Source organism: Arthrobacter sp. 01L42, assembly GCF_056400005.1.
This window is the reverse complement of sequence record NZ_JBFTSL010000001.1, coordinates 70,434-88,383: the sequence shown is the minus strand read 5'-3', so window position 1 is coordinate 88,383 and position 17,950 is coordinate 70,434. Positions and strand designations below refer to the sequence as shown.

Here is a 17,950-nt window from a genome sequence, read left to right as displayed (position 1 = left end):
GCCTCCATAAAAGAAGTTCACAGCCGCCTCTTTGCGGCCCTTACGTTGACCCTAACCCTTTGCCCGGCGTCGTGCTGTGGAAGAAAAGACAAAGGATTTCCTATTTCGCTGGGCAGGTGCACAAACCAAAATGGCGATCGCGTGCCTCAACTCGGATTCAGGGGCGGATTCGAGCAAAAGTGCCCCGGACAGGAGGGCGGCGTCGCTCGCCGCGGGGTCGGACGGCAGGAACGCCGACAACGGCGCCGAGGGGCCGTACCGCTCCCAGGCGGCCCGCAGCTGGCGTTCGGGCGAGCGCCCAACGGCGGAGGTCCTGACTTTGTTCAGGACCACTTGCGGCGCCGCCTGCGGGACGGCCGCCCGAAGCTCGGCGAGGCCGCGGACGAGCCTCGGCACCCCGATGGAGTCCGCCGCCCCGACGGCAAAGACCGTGTCGGCCAGCTCCAGGCTTCGCAGGGTCGCGGCGTTGCGGCGCGGCGCGCCACTGTCAAAGCCAAGCTCGTCATCGGCTTCGAGGCAGAAGCCGGTGTCCACCACAGTGACATCCGCAATCTCCCGGGCCCGCTCCAGCACCAGTGTGAGGGCCGCGGCGCGCAGTTCCGTCCAGCGGTCCGCCCGCGTAATCCCGGTGAGCACCCGCAGCGCGCCGGCCTTGGTCGGCACGGTCGTGGCGATCCTGAGCAGGGCATCGGCGTCAAGCAGGCCCTGGTCTGCCAGCCGGCAGGCCTGGGCCAGCCCGGCGGCCTCGTCAAGCAGACCCAGGAGGGCGGCCACGCTGGCACCGTAGCTGTCGGCGTCGACCAGCAGCACGGAATGGCCTTCCGCGGCCAGCTCCCCCGCGATGTTGGCGGCCACCAGGGTCCGGCCCGGCGCGCCGGCCGGACCCCAGACCGCAATGATCCGGCCCTTCGCGCCTGTGCTTGCGGTGACGGTGTGCGCCCCGGAAGACCGCGGCACCTGCCCTGCGGCGGCGACGGGAGGGGCGCCGTCACCCGCGGCCGGTCCCGGGCCCTCTCCGGTGCCACTGAGCTGCGCCACCGCTGCGGAAATCCGGGCCGCCAGGGCCGCGGCGTCAACGGCCCGGGCTTCCGCTGCCACGCCAATGGTCCGCAGGCGGACAGTTTCCTCCGGATTGTCGGTCAAGGCGATGACGACGACGCCGACGGCGGACAGCCGGTCCACCAGCGAGGCCGTCAGCTCTTCGCTGCCGGCCGCTACGACGGCGGCGCGGGCCAACCCGCTCTGGCAGGCGGCCAGCAGTTCCGCCAGCTCGCTGCACCGCCGGACAACGGACACGGGCCCGTGCAGCCGCTCCAGTCCGCCGACCAGGTCATCGCGGGAGTCCCCCACAGTCACCACGGGAATGCTCATCGCGAGGTACCGCCCGGGTTCCACACGACCGCGATCTTTGCTTTGTTGGCCTGGGCCCCCAGCAACTTGGGCATCTGGGCGTCGGGAACGAGCACCATGACCACCGTGGAACGTGAGGAGCCCAGGGCCGTGCTGCCCGGGGTGATCTGGGCAATTTCGGCGCCGGAGAGGAGCAGGGAGGGCTCGCTGAAGCCGTTGCGGGTATCCGGCAACGCCACCCAGACATCCACGCGCGAGCCCGCCACGGCTTGGGCGGGAAGGGTCTCCTCGACGGTGACGGCCACGGGCTTGCGGTCCAGCCCGTCGAGCTGCCCGACACTCTCACGCGGCAGCAGTTGGTCCTTGCCGATCCGCTGCACGGCCACGAGTCCGGCATCCAGGCCGGCCTCCGGGGTCAGGTAGTGCTGTTCCACTTCGCCGAGCCGCACCTTGACCCGGTGCAGCTTGTCGGTTGTCAGCGTCTCGCCGACGGCGATCGGCTCCCGCGCCGCGTACGCTTCCGTGGTCTGGTCCGCGGCGCCGACCAGCGAGACCACGCCAACGACGGATGCCAGGACCAGCAGGATTCCGACGAGGAGCCGGGGGTCTTTCCAGGACGGCCTTTTCAAACGAGCCCCTTCGGCTGCCGCGCTTCCACTCATGCGTCCGCTCCCCCTGTCGTCGCCGTCCATTCCCGGATGCCGGGCACCCCTATTGTTGCGCCCGGGCCGCCCGGGTGGAAGATCCGGGGCCAAACAGGCGCAAACTGTGGATAACGGCACCAGTAGGCCTCAACGGTGGCAAAATGGGTTCATGCCCCGATTCCTGACTCTCGCTGACGTTGCCGAGCAGCTCCAGATCAACTCTCCGGCCGCCTACGCGCTCGTTCGCAGCGGCGAGCTGAAGGCAATCCAGGTGGGCGGACGCGGCCAGTGGCGCGTCGAGGAGAAGATGCTCGAGCAGTACATCCAGGAGCGCTATGCCGAGGCCAGCCGCATGATCGAAGAGGCCAAGGCGAAGTCCGCCGGAAGTTGAACCTGGCGGGCTGACTAGCCGCCCGCGGTACCTACGGACCTGATGCCCGCGAGGGCGCCGAAGGGGATGGCAATCACCTTCCGGGCGTTCGCCGGAGGCCGTTCCCCGCCGTCCCGTGTCACGGCCAGGTCCAGGAAGTCCCTGCCGACCGTGTCGATGATGCCGTGGAGCCCCGCATCTGCCCTCCCGTGACCGGCAAAGATCGTCACCCGTGCACGGTTCCTGGCGAGTCCCCGGAGGGCGCTGCCCAAACCGAGCCGCCGGCGGACGATTGACGGTTCGGAGACCGCCACCCGCGACAGGCCCCCATAGTGCGCGGCCGCGGCGTAGGGAATGAGCACTTGGTGTTGGGGCTCATCAAGGACCAGGGCCTCGCTGCCCGCGTGGCTCAGCACTCCCTCGAACACCCGCCCCAAGGACAAATGCACGCGGATACTGAGCCCGAGGGACCCGCGGAGCCGGTCCGCGAGCTGCACTCCCGCAGAGTCCACGAGTGCACGCTCGGCTATTTCAGCCTCTAATTCCAGCCGCTGGCGCGCGGCCAGCTGTGCCTCCATGTCCTCAAACAAGGCGTCCCACCGCATGGCGCCAGCGTAGGCGGCCCTCCCGCACTGGTCAATCCGAGGCCTCCACTATCCACAGACTCGGACTGCGTCTAGACAAACGGAGCACAACAGGATCAGACTCAACTAAACAGGCTTAAAAGTTATCAAATGGCATTAAACACCATCAAACGGTACACATTTCGACTGGAGGAATAGCCCATGGACCGGACAGTGACGCCGCAACCCGGGGACCGGCCCCTGCCCGTCCCCATGCCCAGACAAACAGTCCGGGCCGACGCCGCCATGGCCGCCGCCATCCTGTTGCTCGGGATCTTCCTCGCAGCTACGGGAAGTTTCCTGATTCAGCGCTGGCAGTCCGGCTCGGCACGCCGGCAGTCGCTGTCCTTCGAGGACCAGCTCGGGATCGTGGCAAATACGGCCGGGCTGATTGTCATCACCTGGTGGGTGATGTCGCTCGCTTTCGCCGTCGCGGCGGCACTGCTGGACCGCCTCGGCCGGACCCGCGCGGCGGCCGCCACGGGCCGGTTCAGCCCGGCGTTCATGCGGCGGCTGGTGCTCGCCGCCGTCGGACTGCAGCTGCTGACGGCGCCGCTGGCCAGCGCGGCCACTGCACCTGGCGGGCCCGGACCGGAAAGACCCGGTCCGGCAGCGGTATCGGCATCCTGGACTCCGTCACCCGGGGAGGCCTTGGCACCGGAGCCACAAGGGCCGGGAGCCGGTTCCGCGCTGGATCCGCGGTGGAAGCCGCTGAGCCCGATCGTGGATGCCGGACCGCTGGCTGCACGCCATGTGCGCACACAGGACTTCCCCGGCGCCCGCAGGGAGGTCACGGTCCGGTCCGGCGATTCGCTGTGGAGCATCACCGCGGCCGCTCTGGGGCCGTTGGCTTCCGACGCCGACATCGCCAGAGAGTGGCCCCGGCTCTATGCGGGCAACCGCGACGCTATCGGAGCCGACCCGCACTTCCTGCGGCCCGGACAGGTCCTGGTCCTCCCGCCGCCGCGCTAGGGGCCGCCGCACCACAGGCCGGGCCGCAGCGCCGGCCCCGGCCCTGGTCCCGGCCCACCGAAGACCACAGGGACAAGCCGGTCGGAAGATTCGCCCGGTTCCAGCCACCCGCACCAGCCGCAAGCCACCCGCACCAGCCATCAGCAAAGGAACCGTCATGAACGCAGTCACCGGGATCCGCTCAGCCGCGGCGACCCCCGTCCCGCATGCCCCCGCTCTCAGGGTTGTGTCCGGCACGGCTACACCACCGGCCAACCACGCCACTGCGGCCCCGCCGCCGCTGCGCGTTGTTGACGAGGCCCGAGAGATTTGTGCGATTTCCCGGAGCACCGTGCAGGCGGCGATCGAGGTGCTGGCCGGGACGCGGCCCGCACAGCAGCTCTCCCGGCGCCTGGACCCGCGCTGTCTGGCGGCCCTGCAGCACCGAGCCGCATTGACCCGCCGGGTTGCCTCCGGCAGCTCGCCGACGGCGGGCAGGCTGCACCGCAACCCGTCCGTCAGGTCCGTCCGGGCCTGCCGAGTGTCGGATGACGTCTACGAGGCCAGCGCCGTGGTGGTCGAGGAATCACGGGTTCGCGCGGTCGCGCTGCGGCTGGAGCGCGGCACGGCGGCCTGGCGCGTCACAGTGCTGGAGATCGGCTGAACGGCAGGGCCGGAGGCAGCAACGGGCAGGAGCCTGCGGAACCGGGCCCGGTCTGCAAGGGAATGCCCGGCATGTAAGGGAAAGGAGGCGCAAACACGGGAGGACCGGAGCAAATGCTCCGGTCCTCCCGTGTTGGCGTCGTGCCTAGCGCCGCTTCTTCTTCGCAGCGCGGCGGCCGATGTCCTGCGCCGCGGCCTTGGCCGGGTTTCCCGAACGTCCGGAGACCTTCGCCTCGATCCGGGTCTGGGCGGCACCGTCCTCGCCAGGGGCGGTGTACTGCAGCTGCGCGGGTTTCTCCGGGGCTTCGAGCCCGGCGGCATGGATCTGCGGCTCGTGGTGTTCGGTGTGCTGGCCCTCGGCGTCCGCCACCACAACGTCTTCGGCCGGCGTCACTTCGACGTCAAGGTTGAACAGGAAGCCGACGCTCTCTTCGCGGATGGCCTCCATCATGGCCTGGAACATGATGAAGCCCTCGCGCTGGTACTCCACCAGGGGGTCACGCTGGGCCATGGCGCGCAGCCCGATGCCCTCCTTGAGATAGTCCATCTCGTAGAGGTGTTCCTGCCACTTGCGCCCGATGACGGAAAGGACCACCCGGCGCTCCAGTTCGCGCATGCTCTCGGAGCCAATCGCCTGCTCCCTGGCCTGGTAGACCAGACGGGCATCGGAAAGGATCTCTTCCCGGAGGAACTCGGTCGTGATCCGGGACTTGCCGCCAGCCTCGTCAATGACGTCGCGCGGGGTGAAGCTCACGGGGTACAGGGTCTTGAGGTTGGACCACAGGAGGTTGAAGTCCCAGTCGTCGCCGGTGCCCTCGGCTGTGGCTTCGTCGATGAAGGCGTTGATGGTGTCTTCCAGGAAGTACTGGACCTTCTCGTGGAGGTCATCGCCTTCGAGGATGCGGCGCCGGTCGCCGTAGATTGCCTCGCGCTGGCGGTTCAGGACGTCGTCGTACTTCAGCACGTTCTTGCGCTGTTCGGCGTTGCGGCCTTCCACCTGGCCCTGGGCCGAGGCGATGGCGCGCGAGACGAGCTTGGATTCGAGTGCGACGTCGTCGGGCACCGAGCTGTTCATGAGCCGTTCGGCTGCGCCGGAGTTGAACAGGCGCATCAGGTCATCGGTCAGCGAGAGGTAGAACCGGGACTCGCCGGGGTCGCCCTGGCGTCCGGAACGGCCGCGGAGCTGGTTGTCGATGCGGCGGGACTCGTGCCGTTCGGTGCCGAGCACGTAGAGTCCGCCCAGGTTCAGGACTTCCTCGTGTTCGTCCTTGACGGACTGCTTGGCGGATTCGAACACCTCGGGCCACGCGGCCTCGTATTCCTCGGAGTTCTCCTCCGGGTCCAGGCCGCGCTTGGCCATTTCGGCGACGGCGGTGAATTCCGCGTTGCCGCCGAGCATGATGTCGGTACCGCGGCCGGCCATGTTGGTCGCGACTGTGACGGCGGCCTTGCGGCCGGCCTGGGCCACGATGGACGCTTCACGGGCATGGTTCTTGGCGTTCAGGACCTCGTGCCGGACGCCTTCCTTGGCCAGCAGCCGGGAGAGGTATTCGCTCTTCTCGACGCTGGTGGTGCCGACGAGGACAGGCTGGCCGTTTTCGTGGCGTTCGGCGATGTCCTTGACGACTGCGTCGAATTTGACGGTCTCGTTCTTGTAGACGAGGTCGGCCTGGTCGATCCGCGTCATGTCGCGGTTGGTCGGGATGGCAACGACGCCGAGCTTGTAGGTGCTCATGAACTCGGCGGCCTCGGTCTCGGCCGTGCCGGTCATGCCCGCGAGCTTGTCGTACATGCGGAAGTAGTTCTGCAGCGTGACGGTGGCGAGCGTCTGGTTCTCGGCCTTAATCTCGACGCCTTCCTTGGCTTCGATGGCCTGGTGCATGCCTTCGTTGTAGCGGCGGCCGGCGAGAATGCGGCCGGTGTGCTCATCGACGATCAGCACCTCGCCGTCGAGGATGACGTAGTCCTTGTCGCGCTTGAACAGCTCCTTGGCCTTGATGGCGTTGTTCAGGAAGCCGATCAGGGGCGTGTTGGCGGACTCGTAGAGGTTGTGGATGCCGAGGTAGTCCTCGACCTTTTCAATGCCGGCCTCGAGGACACCGACGGTACGCTTCTTCTCATCGACCTCGTAGTCGGTCTCGGCCTGCAGGCGTGTGACCACCTTGGCGAATTCGCTGTACCAGCGGTTGGTGTCCCCCTGGGCCGGACCGGAGATGATGAGCGGGGTGCGTGCCTCGTCGATGAGGATCGAGTCCACTTCGTCGACGATGGCGAAATGGTGGCCGCGCTGGACCAGTTCCGAGCTGTCCCACGCCATGTTGTCGCGCAGGTAGTCGAAGCCGAATTCGTTGTTCGTTCCGTACGTGATGTCCGCGGCGTACTGTTCGCGGCGCAGTGCAGGGTCCTGGTTGGAGAGGATGCAGCCGCTGGTGAGGCCGAGGAAGCGATAGACGCGGCCCATGAGGTCTGACTGGTATTCGGCGAGGTAGTCGTTCACGGTGACGACGTGGACGCCCTTGCCGGTGAGGGCGTTGAGGTAGGCCGGAGCGGTGGCCACCAGGGTCTTGCCTTCACCGGTCTTCATTTCCGCGATGTTGCCCAGGTGCAGGGCGGCGCCGCCCATGAGCTGGACATCGAAGTGGCGCATGCCGAGGGTACGGGACGAGGCCTCGCGTACGGCCGCGAACGCTTCGGGCAGCAGATCGTCGAGCTTCTCGCCGGCCTGGTGGCGTTCGCGCAGCCGGTCAGTTTCTTCACGGAGCTCGGCGTCCGTGAAGGTCTGGAAGGAGCTCTCCAGGGCATTGATGGAATCGGCATAGTTCCGCAGTTGCCGCAGGGTTTTTTTGTCACCCGTGCGGAGAAGTTTTTCGATAAGTGATGCCACGTGAAGTTGCTCCCAGTCTCAAGCTGCCGAATTCTGGCGTGTTTAGTCTACGGGAGAGACGCAAGGCCGGTGGCGCCTGTTCCCTCACAGCGGATAGTGCGGTTTACCGGGCAGCCACGGCTTCGGCGAGCGCCGGCGCAAGGTTCCCCATTGGCGAGACAACTACGTCGTCCAGTCCCAGCCACTCTGCCATGAGCTGCAGTTCCGCGGCGAGTTCGACGGCGGTGTCCTCCGGCGCGCCGGGTTCGGCGTGGGCGGCCCTGGCCAGGAGCCGGCCGCCGGCCCGGTCCGCTTTGAGGTCGACCCGTGCGACGATCGCGTCGCGGAGCAGGAACGGCAGGACGTAGTAGCCGTACTTCCGCTTCGGCTCGGGCGTGTAGATCTCGATCCGGTAGTGGAACCCGAAGAGCTCCTCGAGCCGCCGGCGTTCGAACACGAGGGAGTCGAAGGGGCTCAGGAGCGCCCGGCCGGTGGCCGAGCGCGGCAGTTTCGCCTCCACGTGGCGGTACAGGGGCCGGTCCCAGCCGGATACCGTGACCGGCTGCAGCCGGCCGCTGTCCACGAGGTTCCGGACGGCGACGGCGGCGTCCTTCTGCGGTGTCCGGAAGTAGTCGGCGAAGCATCGCACCGTCCCGATACCGTGGGCCTGGGCCGCGGCGTCGATCAGCCGGTCCATGGCCGCGGCCGCATCCGGTTCGGGTGCCACCGCTTCCTTGCCCGGTCCGGGGAGCACCCGGGCGGTGAGGGTGTAGCGCCGTTCGAAGGAGTCGGTCCGCGAGGATGCGGAGACAAGGCCCTCTTCGAAGAGATGTTCCAGCACCCTTTTGACGGCGTTCCAGTTCCAGCCCCAGTTGTCCCGCTGCTGGTCTTCCACGTGGCCGAGCCGGGCTGTCAGTTCGGCGGCGGTCAGCGGCTTCCCGACGGTCAGGGTTTCCAGGACCTTGGCCGCCACCCCGTTGCGCAGTTCGGGGTCCATCGCGTGCGCGCCCACCCATTTGCGGCTCTGCCACTGCACGAGATCGTGGAAATGGTCAGGGCGGATGAAGCAGGCTTCGTGGGCCCAGTACTCCATCATCCGGCGCGGGTGGGTCCCCGCCATGCGCGCCAGGATGGCGCGGTCGTAGTTGCCGAGCCGCGAGAAGAATGGCAGGAAGTGGCTGCGGGACACCACATTGACGGAGTCGATCTGAACCAGGTGCAGCCGGGCAAAGGTACGGCCCACCGCCCGTGCACTCACGGGTCCGGTGGGCCGTTCCTTCTCCAGTCCCTGGGCTGCCAACGCGATCCGCCGTGCCTGTGCCAGGCTCAGCGATGCTTGCACGTTAGTCCCTTCGTCGGAAAAGTCTGCACCAGCTTATGCGCTGGCGGGCTCATCCTCTGAACGGTAGGCCAGGATTTTGTCTTCCAGACTCGAATGTCCGGGCTCGCACGTCTGGTCCAGGGAGATGACCCCGTAGGTCCAGCCGTCACGGCGGTAGACGACCGACGGCGCCTTGGTCTCCTTGTCCACGAAAAGATAGAAGTCGTGACCCACAAGTTCCATGTTGTCGACGGCGTCATCGAGGGTGAGCTGGGACGCGGCGAACACCTTCCGGCGGATCAGTACAGGCGAGTCGCCGGCCGGAATATCGTTCTCGACCTCATACGGCGACTTCTCTGCCGCCATCGCATGGGTCTCCTGCTGCTGCGCCGCCTCCACATAGAGGGGTTCGCTGGGGCTGGCCGGCTCCAGGGCTGCCGTCGCCTCGGTGACGGACTTCGGGGTATGCCGGCCGTGGTGGACCTTTCTGCGGTCCCTGGCCCTGCGCAGGCGTTCAAGAAGCTTGTTGTAAGCGAGATCGAACGCAGCGAACTTGTCGGCGGCACTCGCTTCTGCGCGGATTACTGGGCCGCGTCCCAGGACTGTCAGCTCAACCGTGAGCGATTCGGCGGTCTGGCGGGCTTTGGTCTCTTTGGTGACCTTCGCGTCTACCCTCTGGACCTTGTCTCCCAACGACGCGATCTTTGAGATCTTGTCGTCGGCATATTCGCGGAACCGGTCTGAGACCGTCAAGTTGCGTCCGCTGATCATGAACTCCATGGTGCCCTCCAAATGACTTCGGTGACACGACGGCGGTACTTCCCGGGGGCCGATCTGACTGACAGTCGAGCCCCTTTCCGAGCCGCTATCGACAGGTACATCTGTTCTTGGTACCCATCTTCGACGTTAGTTCATAGACACCTGTTATTCATCCTTTTACGGTTTATTTTTTTAGCTCCCACCGATCATCCGCGCCGCCGCGGGGATGGCGGCGCCGACATCGGTGGCGGCCGGCGGGCGTGTCGCGGCCAGCACGACGGCGCCGCTGACAATGGCCCCCGCGGCACGGAGCGCACGGGCCGCCTCCGCCAGGGTGGCGCCGGTGGTCAGCACGTCATCGACGATGATGCAGACACGTCCTTCGACTCGCGCAGGCCACGGACCGGACCTGGCCCGCATGGATCCGCGCACGCGACGGGCGCGCTCACCCCGGCCCAATCCCTTCTGTCCGCCGGACAGGGAGCCGGCCCCTGTGGGGCCGTCCCGCAACCGGCCCCACAGGGGCAAAGCCGGGGGTTTGGTGTTCCGCGCGGGCGGCACGGATTTCCGCAGCGCGTCCGCGACGGTGAACCCTGGGATTTCATCGCCACGGACGAGCCGACGGAGCAGGATATGGACGGGGCTGAAGCCCCGCCTGCGGTAAGCGGCGGCGCTCGTGGGCACGGGGACGAGGACGAGTCCCCGCCCGGGCCCGGACGCGGCGTGGAGGGCGCGCGCCAGTCCCCGGGCCAGCTCGGCGCCCAGCCGGGCCTGCCCGTGGCTTTTGAAGGACAGCAGGCACTGCGCCAGCTCGGCCCGGTATGCCCCGGCCGCCACCACGGGCAGCAGCACGGAGCCGTCCATGTCCATCAGGGCCGGAGCCTGGGCCTCCGCCCGGAACGGCCTGAGCGTCAGCAGGCGCAGCTTACGGGAGCACGCGCCGCAGAGTGCCGAGTCCTCCGCCCCGCAGCAGACGCAGTCCACTGGAATGGCCAGGGCGAGCACCTCAGCCGCCGCTTCGGCTGTCCGGTCGCCCAGCCTCGCCAGCGGCCGCGCGTAGCTCCCGCGGTGTCGAGCCGCCCTGGCCGCGGCCGGGGCAAGATCAGGGTCCGCTGCCGGGACCCGGGTGGTGTGGCTGCCCATTCTCCGATCCTGGACCGGGTGCGCCCCCGGTAGCAGCCCGGCGGGCCGCTATGTGGACAACACCCCGGCCGGAACCTTCGCGGAACCTTCACCGGATCCGGGTGACGGCGGCACCGCCGTCGTCGTCGCCGTCGTCCGAGGGGGCCTCGGTCAGCCGGGGAACGAAGGGACGCCGGTCAGCCGTCGTCCGAGGGGACGCCGGTCAGCCGGGGAACGAGGGGTCGATGGGGCCCTTGAGCTGCGGTGACCAGCCGTTGCCCAGCCGCTGGAAGATCCCTTCCGCGGACTGGCCGTAGATCTCGGCCGGTCCGTTGCCCGCGCTGAGGGCGGTCAGCCCGGGCCACGGCGCCAGCTGCTGCGGCTGTGCCGATGTCAGCGACAACAGCTCGGGGGTGACGGCATCGCTGGCGGATGCCTTCATGACCGCGACGGTGGTGTCATCCACCCAGACCCCTTGGTCCGGGTCCCGGGGGGTCAGGAGCGTCAGGGGCACGGTCAGGTCCCTCGGGGTGCCGTCCGCGTTCCGGATGATCCCGGTGATCTGGACCTTGCTCTTGCCGTTCTGCTGCGAAATGACGAGGGCCCGCGTGCCGTCCCGGGAAATCCGGAACTCCTTCACCGTCCGGCCCGCGAGCCATCCGGGCGACAGGGTCACAGTGGGTACGCTGGCGTTCTCCGCCGCACCGACCGGCCGGTAGGCCACCACCTCGGTGGCGCCGCCGGCACCCGGCCCGGCAGTCCAGACCCAGTCATAGCGGCCGAACGAAGGCCGGGACAGCGCGGCCCGCGTGGTCAGCGCCCTGGCGGGCTGGCCCGGAACGATCGAGTACAGCGTGGTGCGGGCGGCGTTGAGGAACGCGGCCGCCTGCGACTCGGTGGACTCCGCAGGCGCCCGGGGTGAGAGGGCTGCGACGGACCGGACGTCCGGGAGCGGTGAAATCCTGTTGTTTTCGTACCGGACCAGGTCATTGTTGCTGACGGCGATCTGGTAAGCGGGGACGCTTTCGTCCTGGACCGGAGGCAGGACCGTGCCGTTGTCCTCGACGCGCACCAGGTCCTGGTTGGCCCGGAGCTCAACGTTGATCACATCCGGTTGGCTGCGGAACGTCAGGGCAAGCTGCGTCTGCATCCGCAGCCGGTCCTCGTTGGAGGCCTCGACCAGGTCCTTGGCGGTGAGATCCACCTGCGCGGCGCCGGACACCACGGGCACTGATTCGCGGGCCAGCTTGATGCCTGAAGGGAACGCGCTGACGACGGCGCCCTTGAGGTAGGGGGCGGGTCCGCCCAGGAGCGCGCTCGTCATGGCTTTGACGGTCTTCTTGCGGATGAACCACCGGACGTCGGGCACTGCGTAGGTGAACGTGGGGTCGTAGAAGTAGATCGGGAACGCGCCGTAAATGACCTTGAAGGTTTCTTCCGGAATGGCCGTGCCGTCAGGAAGATCGGAGATTCGCCATTCGCCGTCCACCTGGGTCACGGTGACGGGTATGTTTTCGGTGGTGCCCTCGGGAAGCTGCGTGGCCACGCCGTCGGCGTCCACCGAATAGGCGAGGTCGAGCTGGTAGTTGAAGACATTTTCGACGCCGGTGGCCACCACCGTGGCCTTGCGGAACACGAGCGCCCGCTGGTCCGGCTTCCACGTCACCGACGAACCCTGGGTGAGGTACTGCCGGGCCACGGCGTAGTCGTCCTCGTAGCCGCTGCCGGCGAGGTAGAAGTCTTCGATCACCGCTTCGGGTCCGGCGCCGGGACGCGGCGCGGCCGGAAAGAAGACCGGGGCGTTCGGGTTTCCCGCACTCTCGTCCGTGCTCTTGCCCACCGGCCCCGAGCGCGGAATCTGGGCGCACGAGGTCAACAGAAGCAGGATGAGCGCCAGCAGCGCAGCCCCCACGCGGGTAAACCTGCCCGAAACCCCACTCATGCCCTGCCCTCCGTCCCGGTCCCCCGGGGGCCGGCCGGGCCGCCGTCCGGGATGGCCCCGCCGGCGGCACCGCTGCCGCCGTCGTCAGAAAAGTCGTCATCGAAGCCGTCTGCGAATCCGTCCGAGGATCCCTCAACACCGGTCCCGCCCGCGGTCCGGAGCGGGTCCAGCAACACCACGGTGCGCTGGCGGCCTGCCTCGGGGAGCCCGACGTTGACCGGTTCGAGCTGGAGCGGGGACCTGGTGATCGGCTCGTCGCGGCGCAGGGGAAGGGTCAGGCGGAAGTTCGACCCTTCTCCCTTGCTCCCCCAGGCCTGCAGCCAGCCGTCGTGGAGCTTGGTGTCCTCGGCGGCAATGGACAGTCCCAGCCCGCTGCCGCCCGTGGTGCGGGCCCGGGCCGGATCGGCGCGCCAGAAGCGGTCGAAGACGCGCGCCGCCTCAGCCGGGGTCATGCCGATTCCGTGATCCCGTACGGCCACAGCCACGGCGGTGCCGCTGGCGGCCACGGAAACGTTGACCGGCCGGCCCTCGCCGTGTTCGAGGGCGTTCAGGATCAGGTTGCGCAGGATCCGGTCGATCCTGCGGTCGTCCATGTCGACAATGACGCTGCCGGCCGGGGCGTTGAGGGTGACGGCGGACCCGTATTCGGCGGCGACGGGCGCCACCCCCTCGATGACATGCGCGACAAGCTGGACGATGTCGGTGGGCTCGGCGTCCAGGGTAGCGGCGCCGGCGTCAAAGCGGGAGATTTCCAGCAGGTCCGCCAGGAGCGACTGGAAGCGTTCCACCTGGTTGTAGAGCAGCTCCGCGGAGCGCTTGTTGATGGGGTCGAAGTCCTCGCGGGCGTCATAAAGGACTTCGGCGGCCATGCGCACCGTGGTGAGCGGGGTGCGGAGCTCGTGGGAGACATCGGAGACGAACCGCTGCTGCATCTGGGACAGCGTGGCCAGCTGGGTGATTTGTTCCTGGAGGCTGGCGGCCATGTGGTTGAACGAGGCGCCCAGGCGGGCAACCTCGTCCTCGCCTTTGACCACCATGCGCTCCTGCAGCTGGCCGGCGGCGAGCTTCTCGGAGACGACGGCGGCATGGCTGACCGGGCTGACCACGTTGCGGGTCACATACCAGGCGACGCCGCCGATCATGAGCACCAGCAGCGCGCCGCCGGCCAGCAGGACATTCTGGATCTCGTCGAGGGTCTTCTGCGCCGTGTTGAGGTCATAGATGAGGTAGAGCTCGTAGACGGTGCCGTTGAAGGTCACCTTGTTGCCGACGGCGATGCCGGGCCGGTCTTCGGTCCCTACCGGGAACTGGGTGGACGCCCAGTACTGGTCCTTGCCCGAGTCCTGCACAGCCTTGCGCAGGTCCGGGGGGATGACGCCGATGGTGAGTTGGTCCGAGGCCCGGGATTCAACCCAACGGTTGCGCGGCTTGGTCTGCTCCGGCATGGCCTCGAAGACGTAGCGCCGCTGGATCACGGATCCGCGGCCTTCGACCGCGTTCAGGGTGTCATAGACCAGGGTGATGACGCTGGACTGGTCGGTGACCTGGGCGCCGTCGAACGTGTCCTGGACCTGCTTGACGTTGTAGCGCGTCTCCGATTCGGCCTGGGCGAGCCGTTCCTGGAACAGGTTGTTGGCGATCTGGTTGGACAGGTAGGCGCCCACCACCGCGAACGAGCCCATGGCCAGCATCAGCGTGGTCAGGACCGTCCGGAACTGCAGCGAACGCCGCCACTTCCGCTGTACCGCCCGGAGCAGGTACAGGATGCCGGGCCACAGGCGCTGCATCCCGGTGCGGACCAGCCGCGCGACCCGGACGCCAACGATCCTCGCGCGTTTGGCCCACAAACGGGTCCGGAAGGCCAGACGCCGCCACGGGCCTGGCCCGCCGCGGGGCGTTTCGGGCGCGCGGGGCATGGACGTCTCCGGCGATGAGGCCGCAGATGACTCAGCCGGCGCCGCGGACGACTCGGCCGGCGGCGCGGATAACTCGGCCGGCGGCGGCGCGGATAACTCGGCCGACGGCGGCGCGGCTGACTCAGCCGGCGACGCCGTATCCGTTGCTATGGACTGCCGGACACTGCGGTCCGCAGGCTCAGGAACCTGCTTTATAGCCGACACCACGGACCGTCAATACAACTTCGGGGGCTTCCGGGTCGCGTTCGATCTTGGACCTCAACCGCTGGACATGGACATTGACCAGCCGGGTGTCGGCGGCGTGCCGGTAGCCCCAGACCTGCTCCAGGAGCAGTTCGCGCGTGAACACCTGCCACGGCTTGCGGGCCAGGGCGACGAGGAGGTCGAATTCCAGCGGCGTCAAGGAGATCCGGTCGTTGCCGCGGCTGACCAGGTGGCCGGCCACGTCGATCGTGACATCGGCGATCCGCAGGGTTTCCGGTGCCTTCTGGTCACCCGGGCGGAGCCTGGCCCGGACCCGGGCGACGAGCTCGGCGGGTTTGAACGGCTTGGGCACATAGTCATCGGCACCGGACTCGAGGCCGCGGACCACATCCGAGGTATCCGCCTTGGCCGTGAGCATCACGATCGGGACGTCGGACTCGGCTCGGACCTGGCGGCAGACTTCAATGCCGTCCATCCCCGGCAGCATGAGGTCGAGCAGGACGAGGTCCGGCTTGGAGGAGCGGAACACGTCCAGCGCCTGTGCGCCGTCCGCGCAGAAGACGGGTTCGAAGCCGTCATTGCGCAGCACAATACCGATCATCTCGGCCAGAGCCTCGTCATCATCCACTACCAGAATGCGTGCCTTCATAGTTATATATTCCCCCATTGAATTGGCTTTGTCGTATCGGGCGGCCCGCCGGCATGGTGCAACCGGGCCTGCCACCGCCGCCGGAACCCCGCCGGAACCGGCCCGGAACCGCGCCGATGCACGGGACGCTGTGACAATTGCCGCGTTGTCCTGCATGCTGTGGACAGGCCCAGTGAACCGGCCCGGACCGCAGGAGGAACCCGTGAACACCCCGATCTACCAGCGCGCCCTGGGCAGCGACTTTGCCCGACTGCAGCCGGAGCTTCAAGAATACTTTGCTTTGGCACCGGGATCCGGCCACTACGGCGTCGGCGAGGGGGTGTTCGACGTCGTCGGCTGCCGGCAGGCCTGGCTGCGTCCCCTGCTGCGGCTCACCACCGGCGAGCAGGCCTTCTTCCCCGAGTACGGCGAGGGCGTCCGCTTCCGGATCGAGAACCACGCCCACCTGGACCCGTTCGGCAGGTCCAGCCTGACGGCCCGCAGGGAAATCTTCTTCCCGGGCACCACCCGGCTGTTCCAGGACACCACCAGCTTTGATGACGGCGGGCTCGGGCCCGGGCTCGTGGACTACGTGGGCCGGTACCGGCGGCTCGTCACCGACCTCAATCTCAGCGTCACGCCGGAGGGCCGGCTGCGCGGCGTGTCCGAGGCGTCGCGGCTGTTCGTGGGACCGCTCCGGATTCCGCTGCCGGCGGCCCTCGACGCCAAGGCCTACGCCGAGCAGTGGTGGGAGCCGCAGGACGGCGGCAGGCACCGGATCCAGGTCAAGGTGATCCAGCCCCAGCTCGGGCTGGTGCTGGTCTACGCCGGCCATTTCGACTACCGGCTCGAGCCCTACCCCGGCGGTATTGCGGCGCCGGGCTACCTGCCAGGGCACGCCCGACCGGACGCCTGGGAAAGCAGGGTCTGACCGGGGCCAGCAGGGCACAGCGGAGGCACCGCGGGCACGGTTGCGCCCCGGGCCGCCGGCGGCCGAAGGTGCCGCGCTAGCCGAGGGCAAGCTGGTTGAGCCCGTCCGCCACCTGGGTCAGCCGGGTCAGGACCGCCTCCGCAGTGGCGGGTGAGTGCCGCGCCAGGCCCTCCGACGGCGTGACCCGGAGCGCACCCAGCGTGGACGCCGGCAGACCCAGCTGCCGCCATGGGCGCCATACGTTTTCCACGACGTCGCGGACCCGTGGCAGTGACGCGGCAGGATCAGCCACGTCCAGCGCGCCGGCCCAGAGCCGCTTGCCGGCCTCCACCGCGCCCGCGAGTTGTTCCCACTGGCGCGAGGTCAGGGCCCGAAGCGGCACAGCGATTCCATCCGCGCCTGCCGCCAGGATCCGCTCGAACGGCGCCTCTACCTCGGAGACGGCCACAACGGTTTCGACGGCGCCCGCGGCCCGGAGCGCGTCGATCACCAATTGCCAGGACTCGGTCACTTCCCGGCCCGGCACCGAACGCAGGGTCCGGTAACCGCTGGCGGTGGGAATGGTGCCGGCCAGCACCGACGCAATTTCAGGTTCGTCGATCTGGACGACGAGCCGGGCACCGGGGGCAGCCGCCGCCACCCGCTTGAGGTAGCCTTCCACGCCCGCTGCGAGCGAGTCCGCGATGTCCCGGCGGGCACCGTAGTCGATCAGGGCCCGCTCGCCGTTGTGCAGGTGCAGCCCGGCGGCAAGGCTGAGCGGCCCGCGCAGCTGGATCTTGATATCGTCCGACGGCACTTCCTCGACGCCGATCACGTCCGCCATGATGTTGATGTCGGTGGACAGGGCCGACTTGGCCCGCTGCAGGTCCTTGCCGGGCCGGTCCACGAACCGCCATCCATGCGGCTGGACGTCGACGGCGAGTTCCACGAGCAAAGAGGCGGTCCGGCCCAGGGCATCGGAGCCGACGCCGCGATCGGGAAGCTCGGCGAGGAACGGCAGGTGCGGGCTGCCCAGTTCACCGCGGATGATGCGGGCGGCCTCGGCCGGGTCCTCGCCCGGCCAGGGGCCAAGGGCGGTCGCGGTCACTTGGCCCGGTGCGGGCGCGTCTGGTGCTGCCATGGCTAGGCGTCTGCGGCGCGGGCGGCGTCCGCGGAGCCGGAGGCCTGGGCGGCCTGGTGGTCCTCGGCGATGGCCTCGTGGTGGCGGATGACCTCGCCGATGATGAAGTTCAGGAATTTCTCCGCGAAGGCCGGGTCCAGGTGGGCTTCGGCGGCGAGGTGCCGCAGCCGGGCGATCTGCGCCGTTTCACGGCCCGGGTCCCCGGCGGGAAGTTGGTGCGCGGCCTTGAGGAAGCCGACCTTCTGGGTGGCTTTGAAGCGTTCGGCGAGGAGGAAGACGAGGGTGGCATCGATGTTGTCGATGCTGGAGCGGATCGACAGCAGCTCCGCCATGACCGCGGGATCCACGGAACCGGCCAGGGAGCTTGCCGCCGGGTCGTAGGAGTCGGTTTCGGGAAGAGTGGGGTTCTGCTCGGTCATTGACCCAGTCTAGGGGTTCGGCGGCCAATGCCTCCCGCTGTTAAGTACCGTTGCAGGCGCCTGCGGAGACACCAAGGGGCATGCCCACCGTTCGTGGCGAACGGTGGGCATGCCCCTTGGCTGT

Annotated in this window: 16 protein-coding genes; 4 read left to right on the top strand and 12 right to left on the bottom strand. The window is 68.4% G+C overall.

Features of this window, described 5'->3' with window-relative positions:
* Window positions 1-51: 51 nt before the first annotated feature.
* Together AC1DN2_RS00365 and AC1DN2_RS00360 are read right to left on the bottom strand one after the other, a co-directional pair.
* Window positions 52-1,371, bottom strand: coding sequence for a CpaE/TadZ family protein (locus AC1DN2_RS00365; RefSeq protein WP_476848789.1), 1,320 nt, complete (start codon window positions 1,369-1,371; stop codon window positions 52-54).
* The gene (locus AC1DN2_RS00360; protein ID WP_230008166.1) at window positions 1,368-2,012 is read right to left on the bottom strand and encodes a CpaB family protein; all 645 of its coding nucleotides are present in this window, start codon (window positions 2,010-2,012) and stop codon (window positions 1,368-1,370) included. The genes AC1DN2_RS00365 and AC1DN2_RS00360 overlap by 4 nt, the downstream gene beginning before the upstream one ends.
* Before the next feature lie 151 nt (window positions 2,013-2,163).
* On the opposite strand from AC1DN2_RS00360, the gene AC1DN2_RS00355 reads away from it, so the two are divergent.
* Window positions 2,164-2,385: a helix-turn-helix domain-containing protein gene (locus AC1DN2_RS00355; protein WP_018775212.1), complete on the top strand. Its 222-nt coding sequence runs from the start codon at window positions 2,164-2,166 to the stop codon at window positions 2,383-2,385.
* Window positions 2,386-2,399: 14 nt separating this feature from the next.
* Here AC1DN2_RS00355 and AC1DN2_RS00350 read toward each other — a convergent pair whose 3' ends face one another.
* Window positions 2,400-2,969: a hypothetical protein gene (locus AC1DN2_RS00350; protein ID WP_476848788.1), complete on the bottom strand. Its 570-nt coding sequence runs from the start codon at window positions 2,967-2,969 to the stop codon at window positions 2,400-2,402.
* Window positions 2,970-3,149: 180 nt separating this feature from the next.
* On the opposite strand from AC1DN2_RS00350, the gene AC1DN2_RS00345 reads away from it, so the two are divergent.
* Both AC1DN2_RS00345 and AC1DN2_RS00340 read left to right on the top strand, forming a co-directional pair.
* Window positions 3,150-3,959: a LysM peptidoglycan-binding domain-containing protein gene (locus AC1DN2_RS00345; RefSeq protein ID WP_476848787.1), complete on the top strand. Its 810-nt coding sequence runs from the start codon at window positions 3,150-3,152 to the stop codon at window positions 3,957-3,959.
* 157 nt (window positions 3,960-4,116) lie between these two features.
* Window positions 4,117-4,602 carry an Rv3235 family protein gene (locus AC1DN2_RS00340; RefSeq protein WP_230008799.1) on the top strand — a complete coding sequence of 162 codons (486 nt, stop codon included), beginning with the start codon at window positions 4,117-4,119 and terminating at the stop codon, window positions 4,600-4,602.
* A 144-nt stretch (window positions 4,603-4,746) separates the two neighbouring features.
* Here the strand turns inward: AC1DN2_RS00340 and secA are convergent, their stop codons facing one another.
* The 7 genes from secA to mtrA all read right to left on the bottom strand — a co-directional run bounded on the left by secA (window position 4,747) and on the right by mtrA (window position 15,377).
* Window positions 4,747-7,485, bottom strand: a complete 2,739-nt coding sequence (gene secA, locus AC1DN2_RS00335) for a preprotein translocase subunit SecA (protein ID WP_028276005.1) — start codon at window positions 7,483-7,485, stop codon at window positions 4,747-4,749.
* 103 nt (window positions 7,486-7,588) lie between these two features.
* Window positions 7,589-8,806, bottom strand: a complete 1,218-nt coding sequence (locus AC1DN2_RS00330; RefSeq protein WP_476848786.1) for a winged helix-turn-helix domain-containing protein — start codon at window positions 8,804-8,806, stop codon at window positions 7,589-7,591.
* A gap of 33 nt (window positions 8,807-8,839) precedes the next feature.
* Window positions 8,840-9,565, bottom strand: coding sequence for a ribosome hibernation-promoting factor, HPF/YfiA family (hpf, locus tag AC1DN2_RS00325; RefSeq protein WP_476848785.1), 726 nt, complete (start codon window positions 9,563-9,565; stop codon window positions 8,840-8,842).
* 171 nt (window positions 9,566-9,736) lie between these two features.
* Window positions 9,737-10,687: a ComF family protein gene (locus AC1DN2_RS00320; protein WP_476848784.1), complete on the bottom strand. Its 951-nt coding sequence runs from the start codon at window positions 10,685-10,687 to the stop codon at window positions 9,737-9,739.
* A gap of 202 nt (window positions 10,688-10,889) precedes the next feature.
* Complete coding sequence (locus AC1DN2_RS00315; protein WP_476848783.1) at window positions 10,890-12,608, bottom strand: LpqB family beta-propeller domain-containing protein; 1,719 nt, start codon at window positions 12,606-12,608, stop codon at window positions 10,890-10,892.
* Window positions 12,605-14,524 (bottom strand): MtrAB system histidine kinase MtrB, encoded by a 1,920-nt coding sequence (gene mtrB / locus AC1DN2_RS00310; RefSeq protein WP_476848782.1) that lies wholly within the window; start codon window positions 14,522-14,524, stop codon window positions 12,605-12,607. Before mtrB ends, AC1DN2_RS00315 begins: the two co-directional genes overlap by 4 nt.
* Before the next feature lie 178 nt (window positions 14,525-14,702).
* Window positions 14,703-15,377, bottom strand: a complete 675-nt coding sequence (mtrA, locus tag AC1DN2_RS00305; protein ID WP_026538469.1) for an MtrAB system response regulator MtrA — start codon at window positions 15,375-15,377, stop codon at window positions 14,703-14,705.
* A gap of 202 nt (window positions 15,378-15,579) precedes the next feature.
* On the opposite strand from mtrA, the gene AC1DN2_RS00300 reads away from it, so the two are divergent.
* A complete protein-coding gene (locus AC1DN2_RS00300; protein WP_476848781.1) occupies window positions 15,580-16,287 on the top strand; it encodes a DUF4166 domain-containing protein in 708 nt (235 codons plus the stop codon).
* A 76-nt stretch (window positions 16,288-16,363) separates the two neighbouring features.
* Here the strand turns inward: AC1DN2_RS00300 and AC1DN2_RS00295 are convergent, their stop codons facing one another.
* Together AC1DN2_RS00295 and AC1DN2_RS00290 are read right to left on the bottom strand one after the other, a co-directional pair.
* Entirely contained in the window at window positions 16,364-17,407 is a 1,044-nt protein-coding gene (locus AC1DN2_RS00295; RefSeq protein WP_476848780.1) for a uroporphyrinogen decarboxylase/cobalamine-independent methonine synthase family protein, read from the bottom strand.
* A gap of 2 nt (window positions 17,408-17,409) precedes the next feature.
* The gene (locus AC1DN2_RS00290) at window positions 17,410-17,826 is read right to left on the bottom strand and encodes a chorismate mutase (protein WP_230011813.1); all 417 of its coding nucleotides are present in this window, start codon (window positions 17,824-17,826) and stop codon (window positions 17,410-17,412) included.
* Window positions 17,827-17,950 lie beyond the last annotated feature (124 nt).

Bases quoted from the DNA above. Each gene is read 5' to 3' on its own strand.
- AC1DN2_RS00350 (WP_476848788.1), bottom strand. From the start codon at position 2,969: ATGCGGTGGGACGCCTTGTTTGAGGACATGGAGGCACAGCTGGCCGCG.
- AC1DN2_RS00295 (WP_476848780.1), bottom strand. From the start codon at position 17,407: ATGGCAGCACCAGACGCGCCCGCACCGGGCCAAGTGACCGCGACCGCC.
- AC1DN2_RS00315 (WP_476848783.1), bottom strand. From the start codon at position 12,608: ATGAGTGGGGTTTCGGGCAGGTTTACCCGCGTGGGGGCTGCGCTGCTG.
- mtrA (WP_026538469.1), bottom strand. From the start codon at position 15,377: ATGAAGGCACGCATTCTGGTAGTGGATGATGACGAGGCTCTGGCCGAG.
- AC1DN2_RS00345 (WP_476848787.1), top strand. From the start codon at position 3,150: ATGGACCGGACAGTGACGCCGCAACCCGGGGACCGGCCCCTGCCCGTC.
- hpf (WP_476848785.1), bottom strand. From the start codon at position 9,565: ATGGAGTTCATGATCAGCGGACGCAACTTGACGGTCTCAGACCGGTTC.
- AC1DN2_RS00360 (WP_230008166.1), bottom strand. From the start codon at position 2,012: ATGAGTGGAAGCGCGGCAGCCGAAGGGGCTCGTTTGAAAAGGCCGTCC.
- AC1DN2_RS00340 (WP_230008799.1), top strand. From the start codon at position 4,117: ATGAACGCAGTCACCGGGATCCGCTCAGCCGCGGCGACCCCCGTCCCG.
- AC1DN2_RS00355 (WP_018775212.1), top strand. From the start codon at position 2,164: ATGCCCCGATTCCTGACTCTCGCTGACGTTGCCGAGCAGCTCCAGATC.
- mtrB (WP_476848782.1), bottom strand. From the start codon at position 14,524: ATGCCCCGCGCGCCCGAAACGCCCCGCGGCGGGCCAGGCCCGTGGCGG.
- AC1DN2_RS00290 (WP_230011813.1), bottom strand. From the start codon at position 17,826: ATGACCGAGCAGAACCCCACTCTTCCCGAAACCGACTCCTACGACCCG.
- AC1DN2_RS00320 (WP_476848784.1), bottom strand. From the start codon at position 10,687: ATGGGCAGCCACACCACCCGGGTCCCGGCAGCGGACCCTGATCTTGCC.
- AC1DN2_RS00365 (WP_476848789.1), bottom strand. From the start codon at position 1,371: ATGAGCATTCCCGTGGTGACTGTGGGGGACTCCCGCGATGACCTGGTC.